Origin of the sequence: Alkalihalophilus lindianensis, from assembly GCF_032843265.1 — a bacterium.
GTDB lineage: Bacteria > Bacillota > Bacilli > Bacillales > Bacillaceae_D > Alkalihalophilus > Alkalihalophilus lindianensis.
This window is the reverse complement of sequence record NZ_JAWJBA010000008.1, coordinates 1-26,911: the sequence shown is the minus strand read 5'-3', so window position 1 is coordinate 26,911 and position 26,911 is coordinate 1. Positions and strand designations below refer to the sequence as shown.

Below are 26,911 nucleotides of genomic sequence, written 5' to 3'. Positions count from 1 at the left end.
CCGAACTACAAATCTAGACTATAAGTGTTCTCAACCTACAAAAAATAACTAAATTTTTATAATTGATTGATTTTTCTGCTAATGAATTATACTCTACTATATATGTAAGGGTTTTCAAATTAGAGGAATGAGAAGGAGGAAAATATGGACACAACAAAAAACAGATGGTTAATTGCCCTATCTGCTATTGCGATTCACCTTTCAATTGGCGGTGCTTATGCATATAGCGTATACACCTATCCAATTAGTGAATCGATGGGATGGTCAGCTACAGAGGTGACGATTGCCTTTACGATTATGATGGCTCTTGCAGGTACATCTGCTGCTTTCTTCGGAAAATTTGTCGAGAGAAGTGGACCAAGAAAATCTGCCATAGTAGCAGCTATTTTATTTGGTATAGGACAAGCTGGTTCGGGAGTTGCTATTATGGTTGAGTCTCTTCCGCTCTTTTTATTAACATACGGGGTAGCTAGTGGATTAGGCCTTGGTATTGGTTACATATCACCTGTCTCAACTCTCGTCAAATGGTTCCCTGATAGAAGAGGCTTAGCTACAGGAATGGCGGTACTCGGTTTTGGAACTGGAGCACTTATAACGGCACCAGTTGCAGCAAACTTAATGAGTTCTATCGGGATTTCGACTACGTTCTTCTTACTCGGAGCTTGCTATTTTGTTTTCATGATCATGGGTGCAGCATATATCGCACCACCTCCAGAAGGTTGGATGCCAGCTTCAATGAAACGAAATATTGCTTCTGGTAAAAAAGTCATTAAAAAGGATTTACAGCAATTAACCTCCAAGGAAGCAGTCAAGACAAAACGCTTTTGGATGCTGTGGACCATGATGCTCATTAACACAACTGCTGGAATTATGATGATCTCTGTGGCTTCTCCAATGGCTCAAGAAGTGGTTGGTTTATCTGCCGCCGCTGCTGCAACGATGGTGGGAATAATGGGGATTTTCAATGGTGGCGGTCGCTTAGGCTGGGCAGCGATCTCAGACTATATTGGTCGACCGAACGTATTCATCATATTCTTCTCCATCCAGATAGTAGCCTTTTTAACACTACCTTTTATCACGAGTATACTCGTGTTTCAATTACTTATTTTACTTGTTGTTAGTTGTTATGGTGGTGGCTTCTCTAATCTTCCTGCATTTGTTGGAGACTTATTCGGTACGAAACAACTTGGTGCGATCCACGGTTATCTTTTAACGACTTGGTCGCTCGGTGGTGTATTTGGACCGATGATCGTTTCACAAATTAGAGAAAGAACCGATAGTTATATCCCTGTATTTTACGTGTTCTCTGCTTTAATTATTTTAGCGTTTATCGTTTCCATTATGATGAAGCTAGATATTAGAAAGAGCGAACAAGATTTAAAGCAAAGGGAGCAGCAACAAGTGGTATCTTAGTCTTTTTTTATACCTCCGTAAGACTGACTAGTCAGTCCAGACTCTTGTTTACAAAAAAGTAAGTCTTGCTATGAGACTCCTCACAGCAAGACTTTTTTATCTTTCTCTCGTTTTTAGAACACAACTGAATGACGACCATCACTCTATTCTTTAACGTAGGTAACCTTTACTCCACGATCAATTTCTTTAGCACAGAATTTTATAGAAAGCCATGCTATAAATAGCATTAAGGTAAAACAGAGTGTTATCCCCACTAAAGAAATCAAAATAGGAGATCCAGCTTTAAACTCAATGACCCATTGAATTAATCCTATAAAAAAACCTGGATTGCTCTCTTCGAGTAAGAAGCTAAGGTCATTGACCGGTAACAAGGTGAGTGCGAATGGGATTGCTTGTAAGAGAACATATCCCAATGCTACGAATAACAAAATAAATGAAGTTCCCGTTTCGAGACGGTTTTGTGGATTTTTTGGATTGAACTTAGCACCTATAGCGCCAAAATAAAGCCCAATCGCACTAGAACCTAATCCAATCATTCCGATAAGAAACCAGCCAGCTATGGTGTGAAACGGTGACCAGCCAAAAATAAATCCACTGATAACCTGTAAGAAGCCAATAAATCCAAATAAAATGACCCAATGAATCCAAAGCTTCCCGAGTGCTACCGTCCATCCTTTAACCGGCAATACACGTAAAAGGTCGATTGAAGTACCTTCTCTAGCAACAGACCCTGATGTGAATGTACTGGTCATAAAGGAAAACAAACCTAGAGCAATCGCTTGAATCGAAATCCAGGATAAGGCTGGGACTGTTTGAATAAACTCATAGCTACCATCACGTATCATAATAGAGAAAATCGGAAAGAACATAAAGAATGCCATTGGAATAAGCATCGTCCACTCCCTCATATCCCTCTTAATAGTCCGCCATTCTTTCAAGCCAATTTCAATGACTGGCTTTCTTACTTTAAAGGATTTGGCTGCGCTCTTTTTCTTCTTTTTTGAGCTTCCTTCATTCATCTGAATCCAGCCTGTTCGAAATCCTCTATCGACTAATGTAGACGATAGAAACAGAATAAATATGGTCGTAATAAAAAGCAGTCCCAATAATAAGAAGGTCATGCCTGTGATTGACCTAGAAATGATATGTGCTAAGCTTTCACCCGCCCAGTGAACAGGAAGCCATCCTGGTAGCTCTGGGAATTGTTGAAGAGCATGATCATCGCCACGAGCCATCAACGTAGGGAGCTGAAAGAGTAAATAACCTAATACACCTGCAAAGGCAGTAATGACCGTCATCAATTCTTTCGCACGATGAGATGGAACAATTTGAATAAGAAGTAAATTAATCATATAAGCGAGACCAAGACCTATTAATACAAGCGAAAGGGCTACAAAATACGCAACTGGGAAATAAAGAAATGGAGCATTTGCCCCAAGTCCGAACATCGTCAGTAAAGCAAGGGACGTAATAAAAATGGCACCCGGGATACCTAAAAATATTTGAGTGAACTTTGCCCAATAAACTTGAGTTGATTTTAACGGCATTGTAAATAGCATCGCTAAGTCGTCATCCCCATATAACTTCGTAAAAACTTGCGGGATCGCAAATAAAATAAGAAAAGCTAATAAGGACAAAAAGCTAAGCCCGAGTATATCGCTTATAAGTTCCACTTGGAGTGTGCTTGCCATAGAGAAGGCTATTCCACAAAACATTAGAATAACAAAGCCGATTGCCACTGTTGATACAATAAGGGTTGTTTTAGCTTTGTCTGAGGAATGTTTAAAGCTATTACGATTCATTTTCCAAAACCAGCGAATCAAATTCCACGTCATCTTCTCACCTCAGATGAAGGAGAATCTTCCATTTCTCTCACCAGCGACTGCGCTTCGGTGTCCCCTGTTAGCTCTAAAAAAAGATCTTCAAGACTGGAATCCATGCTCCCCTTTTGCTTTCTCAGATCATCAACAGTTCCTACAGTTAAAAGGTCTCCATTTTTAATAATGCCTACTCGATCACACATCTGTTCTGCGATCTCAAGAATATGCGTCGACATAAACACCGTCATCCCATTCTGGCACAGTGCTTGAAGTAAATTTTTCATTGTCTTAGCGCCTTGTGGATCAAGCCCTACCGTTGGTTCATCTAAAAATAATACATCTGGTTGATGCAGAAGTGCTGCACACAGGCTAAGCTTTTGTTTCATTCCATGTGAGTAAGCTTCAATAAGTTCATCTAACCGCTGATCAAGTTGAAACATGGAAACATATTTAGTACTTCTTTCTTCAAATTCTTGTTCAGAAATTTGATAAATACTAGCTGTAAATTGTAAAAACTCTTGGCCTGTTAATTTCGGATACAACTTAGGTTGATCTGGTACATAAGCAATCAGTTTTTTAGCCTCTAGGGGACTTGTCCACATATTAATACCAGAAATAAGCACTGTGCCGTCCGTTGGTTCCAGTAAACCCGTCATCATTTTAATCGTGGTCGTCTTCCCCGAACCATTAGGACCTAGAAAACAAAATAACTCCCCTTTTTTCACTTCTAAATTAAATGGTTTAACCGCCTTAGTTGTCCCGTATTCTTTCGATATTTGGTTAAGTTGAATTCGAACATCCGTCAACATGGCTCCCCCTTTATCTTTTTTCTATGTATGTCTGTTTATAAATAAAATAAGGTGAACAACCACTGAGTGATTATTCACCTTTTCATCCTAACATAATATGGGATTTTATTCAGTTATCAAATAATGCCTAAAACTGTTCTTGAAATGTTTAAAGTAGCATGGTGCAATCTCATTAATTGATTAACTAGATCTAGATAAATTGCGCTGCTTGTTGGGTTATATTCATTTTGCTGTAAAAGAGTATTAAAGTGATCAAATCTGAAGTCTCTTTCCTTTTCATTTAATGCCCCTTGTTCTCTCATTAATTTACGAACAAGCTGATTGTTACCCTCCTCACAAGCGACAATTGCTTGCTGCAAAGTCTCTATAATCGTAGGGATAAATTGCTTTAAGCGCTCAGCATCTTCTTTTACTAATTCGATTTGTTGAGATTTGAGCTTTTCAATATTTGCAGAAATCTGTAAGACAATATCACCAATTTGCTCTAAGTCATTTAACATATAGAGGAGCTTTACCTCTTGATCTGACTGCTCCTTAGAAAGATCTTGTTGAGCAATTTTTAAGAGGTATTGCTGGATAATCATATAAGCTTGATCGATATACTGTTCTCGTCTTTCTATTTCTTGGTGAGCAATACCTCGTTCAATAATGGCGGGGATTGGTGCGATCATTTCAGCTTGAATAAAACGTGATAACTTCAATACTTCTCGCTCTGTTTGAATTAACGCTTCATCAGGTATCGGTAAATACTGCTCACTAATATGAACAACTTGATCTTTTTCCTTGTTAGGTAGGAGTTGATTCATAGCCTTCGCTAAAAAGAAAAGAAAAGGAAGCCAACATATAGCTAAAAAGAGATTAAAGGTTGTATGGAAATTTGCAATCTGCCTTTCTGATCCTCCAGGTATATGGTTACTGATAACTGGAAAAACCATAAGGACTACTCCTACAACTATAACAATCGATAGTTTCATTACTAGGTAAGCAAGAGCTACCTTTCTCCCTTCAAGTGAAACGGAGAAGCTTGCCACTAATACAGGCACAGTTGCTCCTAAATTAGCTCCGAGCACAAGCCAGATGACTTCTTCATATCCCATTGCTCCAGCTGAATAAAAGGAAATCCCTACTATAATCATCGCTACACTACTGTGGAGCGCTGACGTCAGGAGAACACTCACCAAAAAAAGCAATAGGGGTTGATTCGCAAGATATAACAATAATTCCGTAACAATTGGTTCATTGGTTAAAGGAAGAACGGCTTGAGATAAATAAGAAATGCCAAACAACACCATACCAAATCCGAGCAACATTTCTCCAGCAGGTTTTACACGATCCGTTGAAACAAATACAAGTAAAATCACACCTAAAAAAATAAAAAGTGGTGAAAATTGGCTTATATTAAAAGCAAGAACTTGCACGGTGATCGTAGTACCGATTGCTGAACCCAATATGACTCCTAAAGCTTGAACAAAGGTGATAATGGAATGACTAACCAAACCAACTGCTATAATCGACATAACCGTGCTGCTTTGCAAGAAAAAAGTAAAAAATAACCCAACAACTAAAGCTTTTAATCTATTTTTAACGACCCTTCCCATTTGAAGTCGCAGTTTATTGATGGCCGCCTTTTGCAATCCCTTACTCAAACGACTCATACCATATAAAAAAAGGCCAAGCCCCCCAAGGAAGCTGAGTAGGCTTTGTGTCATGATCATGTGGAATTCCTGCTTATCGAGGAGTGACAGTCTTTTAAGTAATGACGATAATCTTTCGCTGCGTTTGATACATGATCAGCCATCCGTTCAAAAAAACGGCTCATTAATATTAACTTCCCACCACTATCGGCAGCGAGTTGATCCATACCTAGGGAGTCTGTAATGAGTTTAAACGATTTCCTGTTTAATTGATTAACTTCTGCATCTTCTTCATATATCCATTTCAATGCAGAGCGGTCTTCTTCTTTAATTCCTCTTTTTAATGCTTCTAGCATTTGTCCTACATTTTTCATGAACTGAGCGTATGATTGTGAGACCATTTCCGGAACTTCTTCTACAGGAGCAATCACAATAATATTCATAATATGGTCGCCAACTCGCTCTAAATCCCTTGCTATTTTTGAAAATAAAAACAAGCCCTTTACTTGCTTTAACGCAAGTTGTTCATAAGATAACAGCTCTAGTACCTTTTTTTGTATCACCTTGTTAATTGTATTAATGTCTCGTTCAGCATGGAGGGTTCCTTCTTTATCAAAAGTAGCATGTAGTACGATTGATTTAGATCCAAGTTGAAGCATTTGATGACTTAGTTCCACCATTAAGAGAAGCCTCTCTTTTAATTCATTCATTTCTCTACCAAGAAAGTTGGTCCGTGTTAACATCCGTATCCCCCCTTCACTTAAAATCCAACCCCCACAACTACCTATACCTTTTACGTTTATTCGTTTTATAATAGTTCATCCTATGTCTGCTACTATTCATTTAGTACAGCTTTCTTCTAGCCATGGGGTTGTCCTATTACTATTTAAACAAACGTTTAATTAACAGCCATAGTTGTAAGAACTACCCATACTACTACCACTATTTTATTCTTTTCTATTATCGTTATTTGCTATATGATAAGAGTAAAATATACATGAGGAGCCCTAGATTATGGATGCAGAATTAAAGACTTTTGGGATACGGTTAACGACTAACAAGTATGAGCTTTCAAAAGAAATCACGAAGCACCAAGAAGATAGCTATAAAAAAAGTCTGACACAGGCTGCCGATCCACCTGAAATAATTGAATTAAGGGCGCAATTGTTGGAGGCGCTTGGTCAATTTTTATCTTCTGACAATAAGGAGACTCCACACCAGAAAATAAGAGACTGGGCCCACTATACGGGTGAGCGAGCAAGCCATGGAGGAATCGATTTAGACCAAGCTTTGAAGCAAATAACTGTCTATCGTACAGTTATTTGGGGAGAGTGCACAAAGGAACTGGAAGAAAAGCATTTATCAGCTAGTACCATCCTTCAACTTAGAAAAACACTAGACCCCATCTTGGATGAGATCTGTTATATTTTCAGCCATGTATACGTGGAGTATAATAAACAAGTAATCGAAAAAGCACATGCAAAAATGCAAGATCTGTCCGTGCCAGTGGTAACGATTTCAAAGGACATCGCTATTCTTCCTTTAATAGGTGAATTAGATGCTACTCGCTCAAAATTATTAATGGAAATAGCCCTTCAACGTAGTATTGAAACAAAAATAAATCATTTAATTATTGATCTATCTGGTGTACCAATTGTGGATACCATGGTCGCCAATAACTTGTATCAAGTTATTTCATCGCTTAAATTAATTGGTGTAGAAGCCACTCTAACCGGAATTAGACCTGAGATTGCTCAAACACTTGTCCAGTTAGGGATTCGATTTGAAGATATCCGAACTCGCGCCAGCTTACAGCAAACTCTTTCTGAGATCGGTCTTTAATTTTCAAGATAAAAAGAAGTATCTAGCCTCCTAGATACTTCTTTTTTTAGTCCGTTTCTTTTTTTACTTTCACTAGTCTCATACCGTTTAAGGTTACTAACAAAGTAGCTCCCATATCAGCAAGAATAGCAATCCATAACGTTAACCAACCTGGGGCTACTAATAGTAACGCTAACACTTTGATCGAAATGGAAAAAGCAATATTTTGCTTAATAATCGTCAGCGATCTGCGACTTAGGTTTATTAAATAAGGCAGCTTTTTCAAATCATCACCCATTAGTGCAATATCAGCCGTTTCAAGAGCTGCATCGGTTCCAGCACCACCCATAGCAATCCCCATATTGGATGCAGCTAATGCCGGAGCATCATTGACTCCATCACCAACCATCGCTACTCGCTGTCCTCTTTTTCTCAACTCTTTAATGACACTTAGCTTTTCTTCAGGTAACAACTCTGCTCGTCGATCCGATACACCAATTTGATCTCCTATCGCTTCTGCTGTAGCTTGATTATCTCCGGTTAGCATCACGGTTTTTTGGCCCAGCTTATGCAAGGAGCGAATAACATCACGGCTTGATTCTCTAACTTCATCGCTAACGGCAATTAATCCGATAGCAGTATCTTCCTTACCTACGATCATAACCGTCTTCCCTTGACTCTGAAGCTCCTTGATGTCCGATTCCCAAATTGTATCATTTTTACCTGTTAATTCTCTTTGAAGCCATTTGGGATTTCCAATGTAGTATGATTCTTTGGAAATCGTACCTTGAACCCCTTTTCCTGTAACCGAACGAAACGATTCAACTTTTAACGTGTGATAAGGAGATTGAAGTTCTTCTGCTCGTTGAATAATCGCTCTAGCAATCGGGTGTTGAGAGTTTTTTTCAAGAGTAGCTGCTATTGTCAGGAGTTTAAGCTCCTCATGATTATCGTATACTTTCAAATCTGTCACTGCCGGAACTCCTTTTGTAAGTGTTCCGGTTTTATCAAAAGCAATCGTATCAAGTGTTCCGGCTTCCTCAAGATAAATCCCACCTTTTATAAGGACGCCATTTCTAGCCGCATTCCCAATTGCTGTAACAATCGCTACTGGAGTGGAGATCACTAGGGCACAAGGACAACCGACTACAAGAATAGCTAATCCTTGATAAATCCAAACCTCCCAGCTCGCTTCAAAAAATAGAGGTGGACCAATCGCAATAAGTGCAGCAATAACCATAATGAAAGGCGTATAGTACTTTGCAAATCGATCAATAAAGGCTTGAGAGGGTGCTCGTTCTTCTTGGGCTTCTTCTACTAGATGAATGATTTTAGCAATTGTTGTATCTTCTACTCGTCTCGTTACACGTACCTCAAGCATACCCTCTTCATTTAAAGTGCCGGCAAACACGTCATCATCTATACCCTTCATTGCTGGTATCGATTCTCCCGTAATCGCAGATTGGTTAACGGAAGACCTTCCAGCAACAACAACCCCGTCCATCGGAATTTTTTCTCCCGGTTTCACGATCAATCGATCATTAATACGGATTTCATCAACATCTAGCAGTAATTCCTCATCTTCTCTCTTAACAAGAGCTTTTTTAGGAGCAATATCCATTAATGAACGGATCGATTGTCTGGCTTTATCCATCGAAAATCGCTCAAGAGCTTCGCTGATTGCAAATAAAATGACGACAATCGCACCTTCAGTCCACTCACCGATAATCGCAGCTCCAATAACAGCCACAGTCATTAGAGTTTTCATATCGAATTTCCAACGTAATAAGTTCGTTATACCAACACGGAACAATGAATAACCACCAATAATCATCGAGCTAACAAATGCCAACACCGTTAACATATGATCTTCACCATAGTTCATACGTAGTCCAATACCTAAAAGCACCAACAAGAAAGCGATTATGGTGTGGTATTGAGTTTTCCAAAAAGGAATAGGACGTTCAAAGGCATAATCTTTTTCATTATTTGTTCTTACTTTCAAGTTTTCAAAGGAACCGGCTTTCTCTAGCTCTTTTATTGTAGTTTCACCATATACCGTAATCTTTGAAGCACCAAAGTTAACTTTAGCATCTTCTACTCCATCTAATCGCTTCACATTTTCTTCATAAGTCCCCGCACAGTTAGCACATGTAAAACCTTGAACACGATAAACATGTTTAGAAGATCTCGCTCTATCCACGCTCCTCTACCTCCTTACCGTGCTTCATTGCTATATCAATCAAATCACGAACATGTTCATCATCTAAAGAATAAAACACCAACTTTCCTTCTTTTCTACTTTTGGCTATCCCTAGATTTTTTAAGAGGCGTAAATGATGTGATGTAGTAGCGTTCGTCGCTTGAATAATCTGAGCAACATCACATACGCACAATTCATCTTCTTGGGAAAGAGCATATGCAATTTTTAATCTTGTTTCATCAGAAATCGCCTTAAAAATAGTAGCCACAGGGAGGAAATTTTGTTGTGATACGAGCGAAGAAAGCTTCGTTACTTTTTGTTCGTCAAATTGAAAAACTTCACATGTATCTTTATCAGCAAGTTTCGATTCTTTAGACATGTAGCACACCTCATTCAAATATTCATTTGAATATTAGTTTAAATGTCCCATAAAATAATGTCAATTGTTTACTACTTTATTATGGTTGCACGAATTATTATTCCAATATAAAAAACCACATCTATAATAGATGTGGTTTCGGTTGAATATTAATTACATTTCGTCATCTTGTGAATGTTCGATATCTAGCTCAGTACCATCATCAAACATGATTGTTAGTTCTAAAGAGTCATAGTTTGGATCTAAACCAAACCCTTCTACAACAGCGTCAATAATTTCTTCTTCACTCATAGAACTATCTAGTTCCAGTTGCTCAAAAGTACCTTCTAGTTCAGTGTAAGCTTCGTCACCTTCTAGTTGCGTGTCATTCACTGAATCATCAATTTCGGCTGTTACTTCATCTGTATCATGCTCATAATTAACATCGTAGTTATCGCCCATCTCATCATAGTTTACACTTAATTCAAATGAACTGAAACCAAATGCAGTCGTTGCGGGCTCCTCATCTTCAAACATTTCATCTGTATCTTCGCCCATGTCATCGTCAGTATCAGTGTCATCATCCATCATGTTATCATCTTCAGTGTCATCACCCATTGCGCCATCTTCTTCAGTCGTAGCATCCTCTGGTGCCGGGTTGTCTACCTCTGTGTCTGTGTTACAAGCTCCTAGTACGATTGTTGATGCGATAAATGCTCCAGCTAAAATTGTTTTTGTTTTTTTCATAGTAATTGTTCCTCCTAATATTTTTAGTGTACTTATTAAATAACCGTTAATCAGCATCCTCAAACATTATTTTTAAAAAACAATTATGTGAGTTTGTTAGATAATGTGTGAAAATCTCGAATGATCAAATTTCAACCTTAAATTAAAAAGTAGATCGTTCTTCGCTTAGATCATTCGTTTCTTCTTTTGAATCCTCTTTACCAACTGGCATAATGTTCCCCAAAACCTCTTTTGTTTCAGGCGTACCTAAATTATAAAGAGTTTCATATAAAACTCGAATCTCTTTTTGAGTATGATCCTTCTCATTATCTGCAGCTCTTTCTTGGAAAGGTCTCTCAAAAATTTGTTGTGGTTCAAAATCTTGTTCACTGATTGATTCTAGTAATGCGTGTATCTTATCTTTCTCTTCCGGTGTTGCGTAAATTTCATATTGAATCAAGTTATCTGGTGTTTCTGTTTTGGTAATACTCAACACCGGCTGATCGACTGATACAAAATAACGTTCACGTTCCATTAAGAATCCACTCCTTTAATTGATTGTCTATTTTTCTACTTACCCTGATCAACTTGTAACTACACATAAAAAAATAAACCAAGCTTCGATAGCCTGGTCTACTTTTCTTCACTAGTGGAACGATCTTTTGTCCTTTCCTTATTTCGTTCCTCTTCTTCTTCATTTTTGATTTCATCTAATGGTAAGTCATCGACTGGCATAACCGTTTGATCACGCTCTTTTTGTTTTTCCTTATCTTCTTTAAAAGCTTTTGACTTTGAATTACGTTCTCTTAGTACTTGATCTTTTTCTTTGTTATTCAAGGTAATCCCTCCTCTTAATATAAATGGAGATTCCCTAGACTGATTTATATTAAACATAACGAAAATTGATCTAAACACAATATTTTTAAAATAATCTGAAAACGCACTTGCGTTATTGAACACTGTTATAGTACAATGAATTTAACAAAACAAACGGAGGCGATTATAAATGACTTATAAAGAGATGATCACTACAAGAACTGGTATGAAAGAGTGTACAGATTGTGGAAAAACAATTAATCAAATCCAAGAAGCGTACTTCAACCAATGCGAAAAATGTTTAAGACATGCAAGCCATGATTAAGAAACATTCTGTTATATAACATTTTCAATAGAATCTGGCTCAATTCATTGAGTCAGATTTTGCTTTGCACATACATAATCAAGGAGGAAAAGCATGGATATAATAACTGCGGATTTATGTGATGAATACAGAGATCAAGTAGAAATTGCTGAACCTATTTTTTCGATTTACGGAGAAAAGAAAGCTTTCTATGGCCCAATTTCTACAGTTAAAGTATATGAAGACAATGTGCTTGTAAAAAAAGCTCTTCAAACCATCCCGGAAGGAAGTGTATTAGTTGTTGATGGGGGAGGATCTACTCGTTGCGCTCTTTTGGGTGATAATTTAGCAAAAATTGCCGTCAAAAGAAAGCTCGCTGGTGTAATTGTTTACGGCTGTATCAGAGATAGCGCTGAGATTAATCAGTTGAATATCGGAGTTCGGGCTATTGCAACCCACCCTCTTAAAAGCATTAAAGAAGGCAAAGGAGTTGAGAATATTCCTGTTCAATTTGCCGGTATCAACTTTGAGCCTGGTGCCTACTTGTATGCAGATGAAGATGGCATTTTGGTTTCAGACGAACGTTTAAATAAGTAGAAAAAACAAACAGTCCAAGCTTCATCACTTGGACTGTTTGTTTTTACAGCATAGGAGGAGTAGCGTGAATAGATGGCGGAGCTGGGTTTAAACTAGGTGCATCTGCAAATGGATAGGGTTCAGCAAAGTATTGAAATTCTCCTTCCCCATCCATACTCGGTCCACTCGCCCAACGACCTTGTGCACTTTCCTCTCCCCTAGATAAGTTAATAAATAGATGCGACACTTCTCTTTTCTCAAGATCTCTTGGAAAGGTACTCGGAACATTAACCCCATCTTGTGCTTCTAATTCACTAATAGCAGCGAGCCATTGATTTTGGTGCATTGTATCTCGAGCAATTAAAAAGGAGAGCATATCTTTTACACCACGATCATCGGTTTGTTCATATAATCTTACAGCTTGAAGCCTACCTTGAGATTCCACATTTAAATTCGCTCTAAAATCAGCTAATAAATTACCGCTCGCGATAGTATAACCACCATTCCAAGGAACACCAACACTATTTACAGGCTCGCACCAAGTCCAGAAACAATAGCATGCTGCGGATTCATACCACCTAATATAGCTCCGAGTACAGGGTCTTGCGCTGCTTGTTCCTGTTGATCGACAGGAGCTCCTTCAAGCAGATGAGCAATCATTGTCGTTAACATCTCAATATGGGCCAGTTCTTCCGTTCACACATCCATGAGCATATCACGATATTTCTCATTCCCTCTAGTGTTCCACCCTTGAAACAAATATTGAATCGCAACAGAAATTTCACCAAACTGACCACCTAATATCTCCTGAAGCTTCATTGCATAGACTGGATCCGGACGTTCTGGCTTGGCACAATACTGTAGCTCTTTAATATGATAAAACATACCATCCCCCTTATCTTGCTAAATAAATGGTATGTTCTAAAAAATAATACAGAACATATACAAGTTTATTTCTCACTATCAAAAAATTCATAAACGTTCATGAGTGATCTTTTATGGTCTTTTGTTACATGGCTTGCTAAAATTAATTCAATCATGCATAAGCCAATAATGATTAATACACCTGCTAACATATTTCATCCACTCCTTTATAAGCTGGTACTTAAAAGGTAATGTATGAAACGCGTTACATAGCAAGTACTTATTTGAAAATTTTTTGAAGGGGGATTACATATGACGACGATTCGAGAAATTGCTAAGATTGCTGGAGTATCTGTAGCTACCGTTTCTAGAGTGTTAAATGATCATCCCTACGTGAGTCAAGAGAAAAAAGCTGCCGTTAGTCATGCAGTAGAAAAATTAAATTATTCTCGTAATATAAAAGCCATTCAATTATCAAATAAACACTCAAATCTAGTAGGGATTATCCTTCCAAAGATTGACCTCCCGTATTTCAGCAAAATTGTAGAAGGACTTGCTGAAGAAGCAAGGAACCTTCATCTTCAATTAGTACTTATTCAATCAAATTATGATACCGAAAAAGAACGAGAAGCTCTCGAACTTTTAAGAGGGCATTTAATGGATGGAATCATATTTTGTTCACGTGCCATTTCACTTTCTGAGGTGAGAGCCTATCAAGAATTCGGTCCGATTATCCTTCTAGAGGATACAGACCAAGATGATTTTTATTCCATAAGCATTCCTCATGATCATGCATTTACTTATGGTTTGGATTATCTCTACTCTAAAGGGCACAAAAAAATCGCAATTGCCTTAAATAGAATCGACGGCACCAACAGCAAAAAAAGGATCCAAGCTTATGAAAGTATGATGGAGCGCATTAAAGAACCGATAAGAACGGAATGGATATTTGATCAATGCTTATCGATTGAAGACGGGGCTACCCTCATGGATAAGTACATGGCGTTAAACGATAAACCTACCGCGTTTCTTACGACAAATGACCAAATTGCAGCAGGGGTGTTGTTAGCAGCAGCTAAACACCAGTTAAAAATCCCTCAAGACCTAGCTGTTTTAAGTTTTGATAACCAAGAAATTTCAAAAGTTATGGATCTCTCTACAATAAGTATCCCGATCAAAGAAATGGGTCAGTTAGCGATGAGAGCCTTATTTAACAGTAGAGAAAACAGCCTACAAGCCTCCAAAAAGCGTGAACTTCCTTTTAAATTAATTGAACGCCTAACCGTATGAAGAGCTTCTCAGTTTGATGAGAAGCTCTTCGCTTTATTTACCGGTGTATTTTTTTGTCCGCTCAAGCGATCCATCTTTTCGGTATATCTTTAGCTGTATATTCTTTTTAGCTAATTGTTCGTCTCCATATTCTAACGCTTCCTCTTTCGTATCAAATGTTTTACTTGCCCTATCTGCCCCTTTCTTCTTTATCGCCCATTTATCATTTTGATTAATTAATTGATACATTTCATCATTGCTTGCTTTTCCAATTTTCTCTGCTTCATCAATCGCAATAGGTATTGCTCTCCCTTCATCATATCCGTCTTCTAGTAATGAATTTGCTACTTCAATAGCTTTTTCTCTCACTTCTTTATCTAAATTTTTCATGGCATCTGGATAATCATTTGAACTCCAAGGCATTTAACAGCACTCCAATCTTCTATTTTTTTGTATATGTACCCTAAAAACTTAGAAAATAACCAAGTATAAATTCTCACAAATAACAAATAGTAGATAAGAAAGGAGTGAGCTTAATGCCACAAAACCTAAAAAACCTTATGTCCACTCAAGTCGTTTCTGTAACACCGGAACAATCTATTCAAGAAGCGGCTACTCTAATGAAAGAACACAATATTGGGTCCATTCCAGTTGTCGATAACGGACAAGTTGCAGGAATGATCACAGATCGCGACATTACTTTACGTTCTACAGCAGAAGGAACGTCATCTCACATTCCCGTTCATGAATGTATGACGACTAATTTAACTGTAGGAACTTCTACAATGGATGCTCACGAAGCTGCTACATTAATGTCACAGCACCAAATTCGTCGCCTTCCTGTAGTAGATAATGGCCAATTAGTTGGTATGGTGGCTCTTGGAGACTTAGCTGTAGAAAATACTTTGCAGAATGAAGCTGAAGAGGCTTTGTCGGATATATCACAGCACAACGAGACCCATCCTTAAAACTTCTCCCCGTTTACTCTACCTAATAGAAAATTCAAAAACTCTTTGATTTTCTTATAATAGGCTTTTTGAAGAAAAGAACCCTTCTAGACATTAGAAAGGGTTCTTTTCTGAGATGATGAGGAATCTAAGTGTGAAAGGGGAGAGCAATGACTAGAAACATCTGAAAGGTCTTTTAATCCGCCCTTGTATCATAATAAGCTCACTTTAAACAATAGCTGTATGGAAACTTTCAATCGCTACCACACGGCAATAAATCCTCGACCAAATAGCCAATAATCGTATCCTTCATAATAAACCTATTTTTATCAACGTTTAACGACTCAATATACCCGCTCGAACTCAGTTGAACTGGCACTAAATCTCCTTCTTTGTTTTCTATTATAATTAAATTTTCCCATTCATAGACGAAGTCATTAGTTTGAACGAATATCTCTTTAATTAGCCCATTACTAGGTGAGTGAATTTCTCTTGTCATTTTCAGTGATACTCCCCCCTTTTTCGATAGCTATATACGAATGCCGAAATCACAATATTCTGTTTTTATATTAGCTTGTGGAAAAAATAACAACATTTTATCCATACTTGTTTCATACTTGACTCCTTCACGACCCACTTTCTATGCCCCCTCCATATGGCATATTATCGACACAGAATGTAGGAATATCATTAATAATGACTCCTTCTACGTTAAATCACTTGAAGCTTGTAGAGCTGTAAAGATATTATCAGTATAAATACCAGCTTGAAGAACATAGCGAGAATCGTTCACAGATTCAATAGCTGACTCTACTGTCTGAACACGGGTAATGATGACAATCGGAGCAAAAACCTCTCGGCATGAGGCTTTAACTGTAGGGGCAACATCGATTAAAACGGTTGGCTTTAATAATTCCCTTCACACATTCCTCCGGTTAGACATGCATAACCCCGAAATATAAGTATGTTCATCTAAAAAAACCTGGCTAAACCATCTTCCCTTCCAAGTCCATTACTTTCGTATTCTCGCCAACATATTCTTCTTCCTCAGCAATACTATATTTTGTAAACGACACTCCAAAAAAGTCACTACTATTATTATTGATTCCATCAAGAACATCTTAACTTTTTTTAATTAAGTCAGACCAGTTCGACTTGCTTTATTATTACATGTCTAGTTCATCGAATTTAATTTCTGGAGGTGCTTTCGTAAAAAAACTAGTAGAGAGTGCCAAATAAATCAATCCAAGCGTAGTCCATATTAATCCAATCATGATCGAGAACAAGTCTAAGCTGATCCATAGATAGAAAATGAAGATTAATCCTAAAGATGGTGCAAGGATGTTGCTTAAAATATTCTTTACTGTCCAAGACTGCTTCGATTTCAAAAACAGTGCAATGACGCATATATTCACAAATGAAAACGCAGTGAAAGCTCCAAAGTTTACAAGAGATGTCGCAGATTCCAAATCTAAAAATAATGCCATTAAGGCAAGAAGCCCAATGAGGATAATATTTAGAAGTGGTGTCTTATGCTTCGGATGAATATAGCCAAAGAACGATTTCGGTATCACTTTGTCACGACCCATAGAAAATAATAGGCGGGAAGCACTTAATTGCGCAGCTAATCCAGATGCAAATACAGACACTAGTGCCCCGCTAATGAACAGCGCAAGAAAAAGGTTGTTCCCAATAATAAAAGCAATTTCCGGGGAAGCCCCTTCAATATCATTGAATACACTTACATCAGGGAAGAGCGATTGCATAAAATAAGTAACCGTAAAGAAGAAGAACCCACCTATAGAAGCGACAATTAAGATCGCTTTTGGAATCGTTTTTCTAGGATTAATCGTTTCTTCCGATAAGGTTGTAATCGCATCAAATCCGATAAAAGATAAAGCTAGCAAAGCAGCCCCGGTAAGTAATGGTGACATTTCCAAATTTTCTGGAAATAAAGATTGGAACGTTATATAGTGATGAGCCCCATCACTATTAATCGCTCTAATATTTAAATAGATAAAAATCGAACCTACTAGAAACTGAAACATAACAAGTAACACATTGACGGATGCAGCGAGCTTCACGCCGAAAATATTGAAAACGGTGATCAGAACGATTAAACCGATCACCCAGAAAGTTCCGGGAACATTTGGAAATCCAGAGGATAAGTAAATATTTGCCAATAGCGCATTGATCATTGGCAATGCAAGATAGGCGAGGAATGTAACCCAACCGACAATCACACCTAAATAAGAATTCATAACATGTCTTGTGTACGTGTAGACAGACCCTGACATCGGATATTTTTGAACCAATTTGCCGTAGCTCAGAGCTGTAAATAAAATCGCCACAAAAACGACTATATACGATGCTGGTACGTAGCCTCCTGAAGCTTCTGAGGCAATACCAAATGTATCAAATACAGCAAATGGAGACATGTAGGCAATACCGATGGCGATTACATGAATTAACTTTAATTGCCTTTGAAGCCTGGGACTATTCGCTTGATCACTCAATATGCTTTCATCCTTTCGTAGTAGAATGCGCTTTCCTATAGAGCCTACTAGAGCGTCGCTCAACTTTGAGCATTGAGATTAATAACCTAAAAATGCTTCGATCCTCATGATTGATTACCAGACTATAAAGTTACTCCTCAGCTAGAAAACGCTTACTTTTTTTGTTTTTGATAGTAACCACCTTGCTGGCGGCTACTATCTTGTAACTTAGTCGAGATTCACCCAAACACTTTTCACTTCTGTATAGTTAGAAAGAGCATATGATCCCATTTCACGTCCAAATCCCGATTCTTTAAACCCGCCAAATGGAACAGCTGCATTTGTAAGGTTATAACAATTGACCCAGACAGTACCTGCTTTTAATAAATTGGTTACTTTATGAGCATTTTTCAAATTCTCTGTCCAAATCCCAGCTGCCAATCCATAAGGGGTAGAATTTGCACGTTCAACCACTTCTTCGATACTATCATAAGGCATCGCCACCACCACCGGTCCAAATATTTCATCTTTTGCAATCGTCATGCTATCCTCTACATCAGAAAAGACCGTGGGTGTAACATAAAATCCTGACTCAGGTGATGTCCCGCCCGTCAATAGTTGGGCTCCCTCTTCAATTCCTTTTTGAATATAAGATGTGACCACGTTCTGCTGCGCTTTTGAAACAAGCGGCCCCATCGTTGTAGCTTCATCTAAACCATTTCCTAGTTTAACACTCTCAGCGTACTCCACTAACTTCTTCGTCACAACATCATACATATCCCTTGGGATGAACACCCTTGACCCTGCACAGCAAACCTGTCCTTGATTGACCATAATCCCTGAAAATACACCTGGTATTGCTTTATTTAAATCAGCATCTGGCAAAATGATATTAGGTGATTTCCCCCCAAGCTCTAGAGTTACTCGCTTTAACGTATTGGCCGCTTCCTTCATAATTCTTTGACCAACAGGTGTTGATCCTGTAAAAGCGATTTTATTCACTTTAGGGTGCTTAACTAAAGCTTCCCCAGTAATTTTACCGAACCCATTTATAATATTGATGACACCTTTCGGAAAACCTGCCTCCTCAATAAGTTTTCCCAAGTAGATTGCTGATAAAGGAGTTTGCTCTGCGGGCTTTAGCACTATGGTACATCCAGTTGCTAATGCGGGTGCAATTTTCCAAAGAGCCATCATAATCGGAAAATTCCATGGGATAATTTGTCCGACAACTCCAACAGGTTCATGTCTCGTATAGTTCAAATACTGTTCAGAGACTGGAATGGTTTGGCCATAATGCTTGGTTGTCCATCCTGCAAAGTACCTTAAATTTTCAATTGCATTCGGCAAGTCTGCTGTTAACATGTCTTTAATCGGTTTTCCATTATCTAATGTATCTAATTGAGCCAGTATATCAATATCTCGCTCCATCAAGCCAGCTAGCTTCTCCATTAATCTAGAGCGTTCATATGAGCTAATAGAAGACCATTCTCCACTTCGAAAAGCTTTAGAAGCCGCATCTACTGCCAAGTCAACGTCCTTACTACTAGCTTCATATACTACCCCAAGTACTTCCCCGGTAGCGGGATTGATGGTTTCGAATGTATCGCCTTCAATTGATTCTCTCCATTCCCCTTTTATAAATAATTTCTTCGGTTCTTTTAAAAATTCAACAACTTTTGGATGTAGTGTTATCATAAAAAAACTCCTCACTTATAAAAATACTGTTATCCCTTTAGTTTTTTAGAGAATACCGACAACGCATCATCGACAATCGAGATAATCGTCTCTACCTCTTCTTTTTGAATAATGAGGGGCGGTGCAATAGCTACAATGTTCATCCCAGGTTCAAAGTCAAAACATCTAATTAATAGACCGCGCTGGTAACACTCCTCGACAATGGAGACGGCAGCTTGCGTCGATTGGTCAAAAGGAACATTCAATGAAGGATCCTTCTTTAAATCAAAACCTGCTAGTAGCCCAACTGTTCTTGGGTTTGTAAAAAATTCATGTTTATCTCCTAAATACTTAAAGCCCTTTACAAGTTCTTTTCCCATCTGATGCGCATTTTCCACAAGCCCTTCTCTTTCAACAATTTCAATATTTTTCAGTCCCACTGCACAAGCCGTTGGGTGTCCACTGTACGTAAAGCCGTGTGGGAGAATGTCATTATACTCTTTAATTGTTCCAGCAACTCGATTATTCATGACCACACCACCTAGAGGGATATAGCCACTAGTAATTCCCTTTGCAATGCACATTAGATCAGGTGTAATTTCCCAATGGTCAACTCCAAACATTTTACCTGTTCTGCCGAATCCACAAATCACCTCATCGGCAATCAATAAAATGTTATATTCATCACAAAGTTGTCTCACTGCTTTTAAATATCCCTCAGGTGGTACATGAACGCCCCCTGCACCTTGAATAGGTTCTATAATGACTGCTGCAACCTGATCAGAACCCATTTCTTCAATCATGCTGCGAATACAACCTGGATATTCAGGATGAGACTTATCACCAAGTTCACACTCTGTTAGATGAGCTTTCGCATTGAAAATTTCAGGATCAGCAGAACCAGAGAAATTTCTGAAAGCATCAATACCTGTGGCTCTTTGCGCAGAAACCGTCACACCATGGTAGCCTCGTTTCAGTGAAATAATCTTCTTCTTGTTTGAGAAGCCATTTAACTGCCAGTAGAAACGTGATAGTTTAATTGCGGTGTCATTCGATTCGGATCCACCCGATGTATAGAAAATTGTATCTAAGTCACCTGGCGTTAAAGAAGCGATTTTTTCTGCTAAGCGTATGGCTGGTTCATTCGCGTAACCATAGAAAGTTGAACTATATGCCATTTGCGACATTTGATTATGAGCGATTTGGGCTAATTCTTTCTTTCCATGTCCGACATTTACATTCCACAGCATGGAAACACCATCGATAAAGACTTGTTCATTGATATCTTTTACATGGATTCCTTTGCCTTCAGAAAAGATGATTTTCGGTCCTTGTGAAACATGCCTTTTGGGAGAAGCTACAGGGTGAATAATATGTTTCTTATCTAAATCACTTAGTGTTGCACGGACCTCTTTTGTAGTCATTAACAATTGTTCGTTACTCGTCATCCTGATCTCTCCTTTAGATTTTCTCACTTTACGTTTGCCAACTTTAAAAGTGCCGATAAAAGGACATTTGCCCCTTTTTCAATATCTTCATCAAGTGTTAGCTCTTCTTCATTATGGCTCATGCCATTAATACTTGGTAAAAAGATCATTCCGGTATCACCTAAATAACTCATGTACTTAGCATCATGGCCCGGTCCACTAAATAGGCGCTGTGATGAATAATTCAATTCCTCCGCTACTTCCGATATCGTATCTGTCACTAGTGGCGAGAAGCTTACTGCATCAGAATCCCAAATAGTTTGTATACTTAGTTCTACTTGATGACGTACTGCAATCGTACTCAATTGTTCTTTTAATTGATCAATCGCATCCTGTCGATTTTTATCATTTTCATGCCTAATATCAATTGTAAACTCTACTTCACCTGCAATTACATTAGACACATTGGGTATCACATTCACTTGACCAACGGTTGTTTTTAACCCTTTGATGTCTTGTGTGATATCGTTGATACTCGTAATCATTTTCGCAGCAGGAACAAGTGCGTCTTTTCGATTTTCCATAGGAGTCGGCCCAGCATGGTTCGTTTCTCCTCGGACGTTCACGGTTAACCAACTCATCCCTTGAATACCTTCTACAATACCGATTGATTTATGTTCTTTTTCTAGAATCGGCCCTTGTTCAATATGGAGCTCAATAAAATGTTTAACGGACTGAATACGATGTTTTTCTTCTCCCTTGTAACCAATTTCTTCAAGTGCTTGTTCAAATGTTTTACCAGAAAGATCCTTTCTTTTATAAATAAACTCCTTTTTAAAAATACCTGCTACTCCACCTGACCCAAGCATAGGTGGTGCAAATCTAGCACCTTCTTCATTTGTAAAATTAATAATTTCAATCGGATACTCCGTTTCAATGTTTTGTTCATTAAGAACTCTAATAACTTCTAATGCTGTTAAAACCCCAAGTATCCCGTCATAGTGCCCACCACACGGCTGAGTATCTAGATGAGACCCCATTGCCACAACAGGTCCGTCATGAATTCTACCAGCTCTTCTACCATAGATATTCCCAAAGTCATCGACCCTTACTTCCAACCCTTCCTCATGTAACCAACGACAAAATTGATCTCTTATTAGTTTATCTTCTTCTGTCAAAGCAAGCCGTCTCAGACCTCCTTTTTCTGTGGATCCAATCGACGAACTAATTTGTACTGTTTCTAGTAACCTGCTCTTATTAATAGTTAATTTAGTAGATTTCAACCCTTTTCCCTCCTCACCCACTAAATATGCAAAATGCGTGCCAACTAAATGAACTCCTTTCACACTTGTTTAAATAGACAAAAAATTTAAAAAATGATACGATCAACGAATATTCGAATCGATTCCGACTCTAAAATGATTCGATTTCGGTGATTCGATTTCGAACGACTACTAAAGGAGAGATTTCCTTGAATTTTCCTAATGAGCATTTTTCTATTATGTTAAACCACCTAAGTGATGGTGTTTTTATCGCCAATAATAAAGGGGTCACTCTCTGGGTTAATGATACAAGTACAAAACAATTAGGGATCGACAGAGTGAATCTCATTGGTAAAACAGTTGATGCGTTAGAGAAGGTGGGGGTGTTTACGCCCTCTGTGACTAAGATTGTATTAAAGAGCAGGAAAACAACGACGAAAGTTCAAACTTCAAAGGGACGTCAATACCTTGCAACTGGCTATTTAATAACCACTGAAATGACTGAGTATGTATTAGTTCATGTAAAAGATATCACAGAGACCGTAAAGGCATCATTTAAGTTAGAAAAGACCGAAGCATTAATGAAGCAATACTGGCAGGAAATTCAGGAAATGAAATTAGCACAAAAAAACGAGAAAGATAATCCTCACATCATCGGAGTTAGTAAGCCGCATGTTAAAATGATTGATTTAATAAATCGAGTAGCTAACTTTGATGCAACGATATTATTGAACGGGGAAACCGGTGTTGGAAAAAGCTTTATTGCCCAAGAACTACATAAGAAAAGTAGTCGGTCAGATAAGTCTTTTGTACAAATTAATTGCAGTGCGATACCAGAAACGTTATTAGAATCAGAATTATTCGGTTACATGAAAGGAGCTTTTACGGGAGCTAACAGTAAAGGAAAAGAAGGGCTCGTTGAAAGAGCGAATGGAGGAACTCTTTTTCTAGATGAAATTGGAGAATTGCCTTTGCACCTACAACCTAAACTGCTTCAATTATTACAAGAGAAATCATATATACCAATTGGGGCTACTAGTGTTAAAAAGGCGGATGTCAGAATCGTTACTGCAACCAACCAGAACCTTCCTGAGATGATCAAGCAGAAGAAATTTAGAGAAGACTTATATTATCGATTGAATGTCATTTCCATCACCATTCCCCCACTTAAAGAAAGGAAAGATGATATTCTTCCATTGCTATACCATTACCTAACTATATATAAAACGAAATATGATCGAGACATATCATTTAGTAAAGAAGTCATCGAGTTACTACAAGATTACAGCTGGCCAGGTAATATACGAGAGTTAGAAAATACGGTCGAGAGATTAGTAATCACTACATTTAACAATGTGATTACTTTGGAAGATTTACCAGATAAGATTCTAAGTCACTCCTCCAATAAAAAAACATATGATTTCCAAGAGGACAATCGATCTCAGCTAGAAAACATGTCTCTTCCCCAATATATTGAAAAGATTGAGAGGGAAATCATAGAAAAGGCATTACGTGATCATAAATCAACGAGAAAAGCAGCGAAATCCTTAGGAATGACTCAATCTTCCATTACAAGAAGGATTAAAAAGTATAACTTATCTACCCTTGACGCGTAAAATTAACAAATCCATGTAGTTGGCATACTTTTTGCATTCTACTTCATAAGAAGCAAGCCTTAGTTCTAAACTTGTTGAAAAACAAGTGCAATCAAAAACAAGTGAAATGTAGGAGGGCCTGATGGTGACGACAAAGACAATAACTACACCAAAAGAAAACGGATTTAGAATGCCTGGAGAGTTTGAATACCATAAAGGAACATGGATGCTTTGGCCAACTCGAACAGATACATGGAGAGCTGGCGCAAAACCAGCCCAACGAGTTTTTGTTGAAGTGGCAAAAGCCATCTCAAGGTTCGAACCGGTCACAATGTGTGTATCAGCCGACCAATTCGAAAATGCACGTGCCAAACTACCTGAAAATATTCGCGTAATCGAATTATCATCCAATGATGCTTGGATGAGAGATGTGGGACCAACATTCGTGAAAAATGATCAGGGGCAAGTTCGCGGAATTGACTGGGGGTTTAATGCGTGGGGAGGCTTAGAAGGAGGACTTTATTTTCCTTGGCACCTAGATTTACACGTTAAGAGAAAGGTGTTAGAAATTGAGAAAATTGAGCGATATGATGCCACTGATCTCATCTTAGAAGGTGGTGCCATTACCACAGATGGTGAAGGAACACTGATCACAACTGAACAATGCCTCTTAAACAGCAATCGTAACCCAAACCTTTCAAAACAAGAAGTGGAAAAAAAGCTAGATGATTGTTTAAATATCCAAAAAGTCATTTGGCTTAAAGACGGCCTAGTCGGAGATGAAACCGATGGACACGTAGATGAAGTTGTATTTTTCGTTCGCCCTGGTGAGGTTGCAATCGGTTGGACCGAGGACCCTAATCACTCCCAATATACAGTCCTTCAAGATGCTTACAAGATCTTGAAAAATGAAACCGATGCACAAGGGAGAAAGCTTAAAATTCATAAAATCCATTTACCTGATCAAATCACTTTAACACAATCAGAAAGCGAAGAGATTGATATTGCCCACAATAGTTTTCGTAGATCGAGCGAAGTCACATTCATTTCCACTTATATCAATTGTTACTTATGTAATGGTGGAGTGATTTTACCTGTTTTTGATGACCCACAAGATGCAGTAGCTATTGAAACCTTTAAAAAAATGTATCCCGACAGAGAGATCGTACCAGTCAACACGAGAGAAATCTCTGTCGCCGGTGGAAATATTCATTGTATCACTCAACAGCAGCCGTTACCATAACGAGATCAAACGATCATCTCTACAACATCAGTTCAATGAATAGATGTTGTAGAGATTTTTTATTAAAGCAAAGTTCGAACCGAAAACAACTCACCCGATTCGAAAACGGTCAACTTCCATTCGAAATTTTAATCATTTTTAAAGCCTCGGCTCGGTTTATTATCCATATACCCCTAATAAAACATGGCATGTTTTTTGCAAGTTATAATATTCGTACAATTCATTTAAACAAACAAGGAGGAGAAGAAGATGATTATAGGCGTGCCAAAAGAAATTAAAAATAATGAAAATCGAGTTGCGATTACTCCAGCGGGGGTCATTAGCCTGATTGAACAAGGTCATCAAGTCATCATTGAAGAAGGAGCCGGTGTAGGCAGCGGCTTTTACGATGACGATTATCAGCACGCAGGTGCTGTGATTAAAGATGTTACAAACGTTTGGTTAGAAGCTCAGATGATCCTTAAGGTGAAAGAACCACTGAAATCAGAATTTCAATATTTTCGAAGAGACCTTATTTTATTTACTTATTTACATTTGGCTGCAGAGCGCGACCTCACTAAAGCTCTTGTTGAAAATGATGTTACTGCCCTTGCTTATGAAACGATTGAAGTCAATCGTACCTTACCACTCTTAACACCTATGAGTGAAGTCGCCGGAAGAATGGCCGCACAGATTGGTGCTCAATTTCTAGAAAAGCCAAAAGGGGGAATGGGGATCTTATTAGCTGGTGTTCCAGGCGTAAAGCGTGCCAAAGTAACAGTTATAGGGGGTGGAGTTGTCGGAACCAATGCCGCTAAGCTCGCCATGGGTCTTGGAGCTGATGTAACCATTGTTGATTTAAGCCCAGAGCGCTTACGAGACCTTGATGACTTATTCGGTAATGAGATCAATACATTAATGTCCAATCCATTAAATATCGCTGAAGCCGTTCGTGAAAGTGACCTATTGATAGGTGCTGTTCTCATCCCTGGTGCCAAAGCTCCTAAACTAGTGACAGAAGAGATGATTCAATCGATGAAACCAGGTTCCGTTGTTGTTGATGTGGCGATTGACCAAGGTGGAATAATTGAAACAGTCGATCAAATTACAACACATGACAATCCTACCTATGTAAAACATGATGTGGTTCATTATGCTGTTGCCAATATGCCAGGCGCTGTTCCGAGAACATCAACGATCGCATTAACGAATGTCACGATCCCGTATATTTTACAAATTGCCTCAAAAGGATTGGAAAGAGCTCTTAAGGAAAATCCTGCTCTTATTAGCGGGCTTAATACAATGAATGGTTCAGTCACACACGAAGCAGTTGCTAAAGATTTAGGATATGAGTACGTTGAGCCTTTAACTCCTCTTAACAAAATAATGGGATGACCTATAATAAAAAGGATCTGACTCAATTTGAGGTCAGATCCCTTTTATCTTTGTCTATTGTTGTTTCTTCCGTTACCTATCTGTGAGAACGACCTTATCTTACTTATACACGATCTCATCATTGAGCTTTGAAATGAAATACATTCTCACCAACCTCTTTGATCAGCTGCGCACTTTGCTTTGGATCCTTAAATTTAAAGATCTTACCAACCACGCTCTTGCATACGCTCAGATGGTTGGAGAGTTGAAATTTCAATCCCTTTCATTGCTGTACCAAG

General features: G+C 38.3%; 26 protein-coding genes and 2 pseudogenes. 9 read left to right on the top strand and 19 right to left on the bottom strand.

Features of this window, described 5'->3' with window-relative positions; genetic code table 11:
- Nucleotides 1-144: 144 nt before the first annotated feature.
- Nucleotides 145-1,413: an L-lactate MFS transporter gene (locus tag RYX56_RS18350; protein WP_317123496.1), complete on the top strand. Its 1,269-nt coding sequence runs from the start codon at nucleotides 145-147 to the stop codon at nucleotides 1,411-1,413.
- Between the two features lie 143 nt (nucleotides 1,414-1,556).
- Here the strand turns inward: RYX56_RS18350 and RYX56_RS18345 are convergent, their stop codons facing one another.
- From RYX56_RS18345 to RYX56_RS18330, 4 genes are all read right to left on the bottom strand, one after another.
- Entirely contained in the window at nucleotides 1,557-3,248 is a 1,692-nt protein-coding gene (locus RYX56_RS18345) for a putative ABC transporter permease subunit (protein WP_317123495.1), read from the bottom strand.
- Entirely contained in the window at nucleotides 3,245-4,042 is a 798-nt protein-coding gene (locus RYX56_RS18340; protein ID WP_317123494.1) for an ABC transporter ATP-binding protein, read from the bottom strand. Before RYX56_RS18340 ends, RYX56_RS18345 begins: the two co-directional genes overlap by 4 nt.
- Nucleotides 4,043-4,158: 116 nt before the next feature.
- Nucleotides 4,159-5,757 (bottom strand): Na/Pi cotransporter family protein, encoded by a 1,599-nt coding sequence (locus RYX56_RS18335; protein WP_317123493.1) that lies wholly within the window; start codon nucleotides 5,755-5,757, stop codon nucleotides 4,159-4,161.
- On the bottom strand, nucleotides 5,754-6,419 hold the full coding sequence (locus RYX56_RS18330; protein WP_317123492.1) for a phosphate signaling complex PhoU family protein: 666 nt from the start codon (nucleotides 6,417-6,419) through the stop codon (nucleotides 5,754-5,756). The genes RYX56_RS18335 and RYX56_RS18330 overlap by 4 nt, the downstream gene beginning before the upstream one ends.
- A gap of 271 nt (nucleotides 6,420-6,690) precedes the next feature.
- Between RYX56_RS18330 and RYX56_RS18325 the strand changes: the two genes are divergently transcribed.
- On the top strand, nucleotides 6,691-7,518 hold the full coding sequence (locus RYX56_RS18325) for an STAS domain-containing protein (protein WP_317123491.1): 828 nt from the start codon (nucleotides 6,691-6,693) through the stop codon (nucleotides 7,516-7,518).
- 46 nt (nucleotides 7,519-7,564) lie between these two features.
- Here the strand turns inward: RYX56_RS18325 and RYX56_RS18320 are convergent, their stop codons facing one another.
- The 5 genes from RYX56_RS18320 to RYX56_RS18300 form a co-directional block, all read right to left on the bottom strand.
- Nucleotides 7,565-9,700, bottom strand: a complete 2,136-nt coding sequence (locus tag RYX56_RS18320; RefSeq protein WP_317123490.1) for a heavy metal translocating P-type ATPase — start codon at nucleotides 9,698-9,700, stop codon at nucleotides 7,565-7,567.
- Nucleotides 9,693-10,079, bottom strand: a complete 387-nt coding sequence (locus RYX56_RS18315; RefSeq protein ID WP_317123489.1) for an ArsR/SmtB family transcription factor — start codon at nucleotides 10,077-10,079, stop codon at nucleotides 9,693-9,695. The genes RYX56_RS18320 and RYX56_RS18315 overlap by 8 nt, the downstream gene beginning before the upstream one ends.
- 153 nt (nucleotides 10,080-10,232) lie before the next feature.
- Entirely contained in the window at nucleotides 10,233-10,805 is a 573-nt protein-coding gene (locus tag RYX56_RS18310) for a YusW family protein (protein ID WP_317123488.1), read from the bottom strand.
- A gap of 142 nt (nucleotides 10,806-10,947) precedes the next feature.
- A complete protein-coding gene (locus tag RYX56_RS18305) occupies nucleotides 10,948-11,319 on the bottom strand; it encodes a hypothetical protein (RefSeq protein WP_317123487.1) in 372 nt (123 codons plus the stop codon).
- 98 nt (nucleotides 11,320-11,417) lie between these two features.
- On the bottom strand, nucleotides 11,418-11,621 hold the full coding sequence (locus RYX56_RS18300) for a YczO family protein (RefSeq protein ID WP_317123486.1): 204 nt from the start codon (nucleotides 11,619-11,621) through the stop codon (nucleotides 11,418-11,420).
- A gap of 169 nt (nucleotides 11,622-11,790) precedes the next feature.
- On the opposite strand from RYX56_RS18300, the gene yhfH reads away from it, so the two are divergent.
- Complete coding sequence (gene yhfH / locus RYX56_RS18295) at nucleotides 11,791-11,925, top strand: protein YhfH (RefSeq protein ID WP_317123485.1); 135 nt, start codon at nucleotides 11,791-11,793, stop codon at nucleotides 11,923-11,925.
- Between the two features lie 93 nt (nucleotides 11,926-12,018).
- On the top strand, nucleotides 12,019-12,501 hold the full coding sequence (gene rraA / locus RYX56_RS18290; protein WP_317123484.1) for a ribonuclease E activity regulator RraA: 483 nt from the start codon (nucleotides 12,019-12,021) through the stop codon (nucleotides 12,499-12,501).
- Between the two features lie 43 nt (nucleotides 12,502-12,544).
- On the opposite strand, the pseudogene RYX56_RS18285 reads toward rraA, so the two are convergent.
- Together RYX56_RS18285 and RYX56_RS18280 are read right to left on the bottom strand one after the other, a co-directional pair.
- Nucleotides 12,545-13,365: pseudogene (locus RYX56_RS18285) on the bottom strand (manganese catalase).
- A 65-nt stretch (nucleotides 13,366-13,430) separates the two neighbouring features.
- Nucleotides 13,431-13,556 (bottom strand): hypothetical protein, encoded by a 126-nt coding sequence (locus tag RYX56_RS18280; protein WP_317123483.1) that lies wholly within the window; start codon nucleotides 13,554-13,556, stop codon nucleotides 13,431-13,433.
- 100 nt (nucleotides 13,557-13,656) lie between these two features.
- Here RYX56_RS18280 and RYX56_RS18275 point away from each other — a divergent pair, with 100 nt between their 5' ends.
- Entirely contained in the window at nucleotides 13,657-14,634 is a 978-nt protein-coding gene (locus RYX56_RS18275) for a LacI family DNA-binding transcriptional regulator (RefSeq protein ID WP_317123482.1), read from the top strand.
- A gap of 33 nt (nucleotides 14,635-14,667) precedes the next feature.
- Here the strand turns inward: RYX56_RS18275 and RYX56_RS18270 are convergent, their stop codons facing one another.
- Nucleotides 14,668-15,036 carry a DUF2188 domain-containing protein gene (locus RYX56_RS18270; protein WP_317123481.1) on the bottom strand — a complete coding sequence of 123 codons (369 nt, stop codon included), beginning with the start codon at nucleotides 15,034-15,036 and terminating at the stop codon, nucleotides 14,668-14,670.
- Between the two features lie 113 nt (nucleotides 15,037-15,149).
- Here RYX56_RS18270 and RYX56_RS18265 point away from each other — a divergent pair, with 113 nt between their 5' ends.
- The gene (locus RYX56_RS18265; RefSeq protein WP_317123480.1) at nucleotides 15,150-15,581 is read left to right on the top strand and encodes a CBS domain-containing protein; all 432 of its coding nucleotides are present in this window, start codon (nucleotides 15,150-15,152) and stop codon (nucleotides 15,579-15,581) included.
- 232 nt (nucleotides 15,582-15,813) lie between these two features.
- Here the strand turns inward: RYX56_RS18265 and RYX56_RS18260 are convergent, their stop codons facing one another.
- The 6 genes and pseudogenes from RYX56_RS18260 to RYX56_RS18235 all read right to left on the bottom strand — a co-directional run bounded on the left by RYX56_RS18260 (nucleotide 15,814) and on the right by RYX56_RS18235 (nucleotide 22,442).
- Nucleotides 15,814-16,059: a biotin/lipoyl attachment domain-containing protein gene (locus RYX56_RS18260; protein ID WP_317123479.1), complete on the bottom strand. Its 246-nt coding sequence runs from the start codon at nucleotides 16,057-16,059 to the stop codon at nucleotides 15,814-15,816.
- Nucleotides 16,060-16,192: 133 nt separating this feature from the next.
- A pseudogene (locus RYX56_RS18255) lies at nucleotides 16,193-16,473 on the bottom strand (aldehyde dehydrogenase family protein); the annotation flags it as partial.
- A 253-nt stretch (nucleotides 16,474-16,726) separates the two neighbouring features.
- The gene (locus RYX56_RS18250; protein WP_317123478.1) at nucleotides 16,727-18,076 is read right to left on the bottom strand and encodes an APC family permease; all 1,350 of its coding nucleotides are present in this window, start codon (nucleotides 18,074-18,076) and stop codon (nucleotides 16,727-16,729) included.
- Nucleotides 18,077-18,283: 207 nt separating this feature from the next.
- The gene (locus RYX56_RS18245; protein WP_317123477.1) at nucleotides 18,284-19,753 is read right to left on the bottom strand and encodes an aldehyde dehydrogenase family protein; all 1,470 of its coding nucleotides are present in this window, start codon (nucleotides 19,751-19,753) and stop codon (nucleotides 18,284-18,286) included.
- Nucleotides 19,754-19,782: 29 nt separating this feature from the next.
- Nucleotides 19,783-21,180 carry an aminotransferase family protein gene (locus RYX56_RS18240; protein WP_317123476.1) on the bottom strand — a complete coding sequence of 466 codons (1,398 nt, stop codon included), beginning with the start codon at nucleotides 21,178-21,180 and terminating at the stop codon, nucleotides 19,783-19,785.
- A gap of 23 nt (nucleotides 21,181-21,203) precedes the next feature.
- The gene (locus RYX56_RS18235; RefSeq protein ID WP_317123475.1) at nucleotides 21,204-22,442 is read right to left on the bottom strand and encodes a Zn-dependent hydrolase; all 1,239 of its coding nucleotides are present in this window, start codon (nucleotides 22,440-22,442) and stop codon (nucleotides 21,204-21,206) included.
- Nucleotides 22,443-22,630: 188 nt separating this feature from the next.
- Between RYX56_RS18235 and RYX56_RS18230 the strand changes: the two genes are divergently transcribed.
- The 3 genes from RYX56_RS18230 to ald all read left to right on the top strand — a co-directional run bounded on the left by RYX56_RS18230 (nucleotide 22,631) and on the right by ald (nucleotide 26,633).
- The gene (locus RYX56_RS18230; RefSeq protein ID WP_317123474.1) at nucleotides 22,631-24,037 is read left to right on the top strand and encodes a sigma-54 interaction domain-containing protein; all 1,407 of its coding nucleotides are present in this window, start codon (nucleotides 22,631-22,633) and stop codon (nucleotides 24,035-24,037) included.
- Between the two features lie 121 nt (nucleotides 24,038-24,158).
- Nucleotides 24,159-25,259, top strand: a complete 1,101-nt coding sequence (gene aguA / locus RYX56_RS18225) for an agmatine deiminase (RefSeq protein WP_317123473.1) — start codon at nucleotides 24,159-24,161, stop codon at nucleotides 25,257-25,259.
- Between the two features lie 249 nt (nucleotides 25,260-25,508).
- Nucleotides 25,509-26,633, top strand: coding sequence for an alanine dehydrogenase (gene ald / locus RYX56_RS18220; RefSeq protein ID WP_317123472.1), 1,125 nt, complete (start codon nucleotides 25,509-25,511; stop codon nucleotides 26,631-26,633).
- 203 nt (nucleotides 26,634-26,836) lie between these two features.
- On the opposite strand, the gene RYX56_RS18215 is transcribed toward ald, so the two are convergent.
- The coding region (locus RYX56_RS18215; RefSeq protein WP_317123569.1) for a hypothetical protein at nucleotides 26,837-26,911 on the bottom strand (75 nt) is incomplete at its 5' end.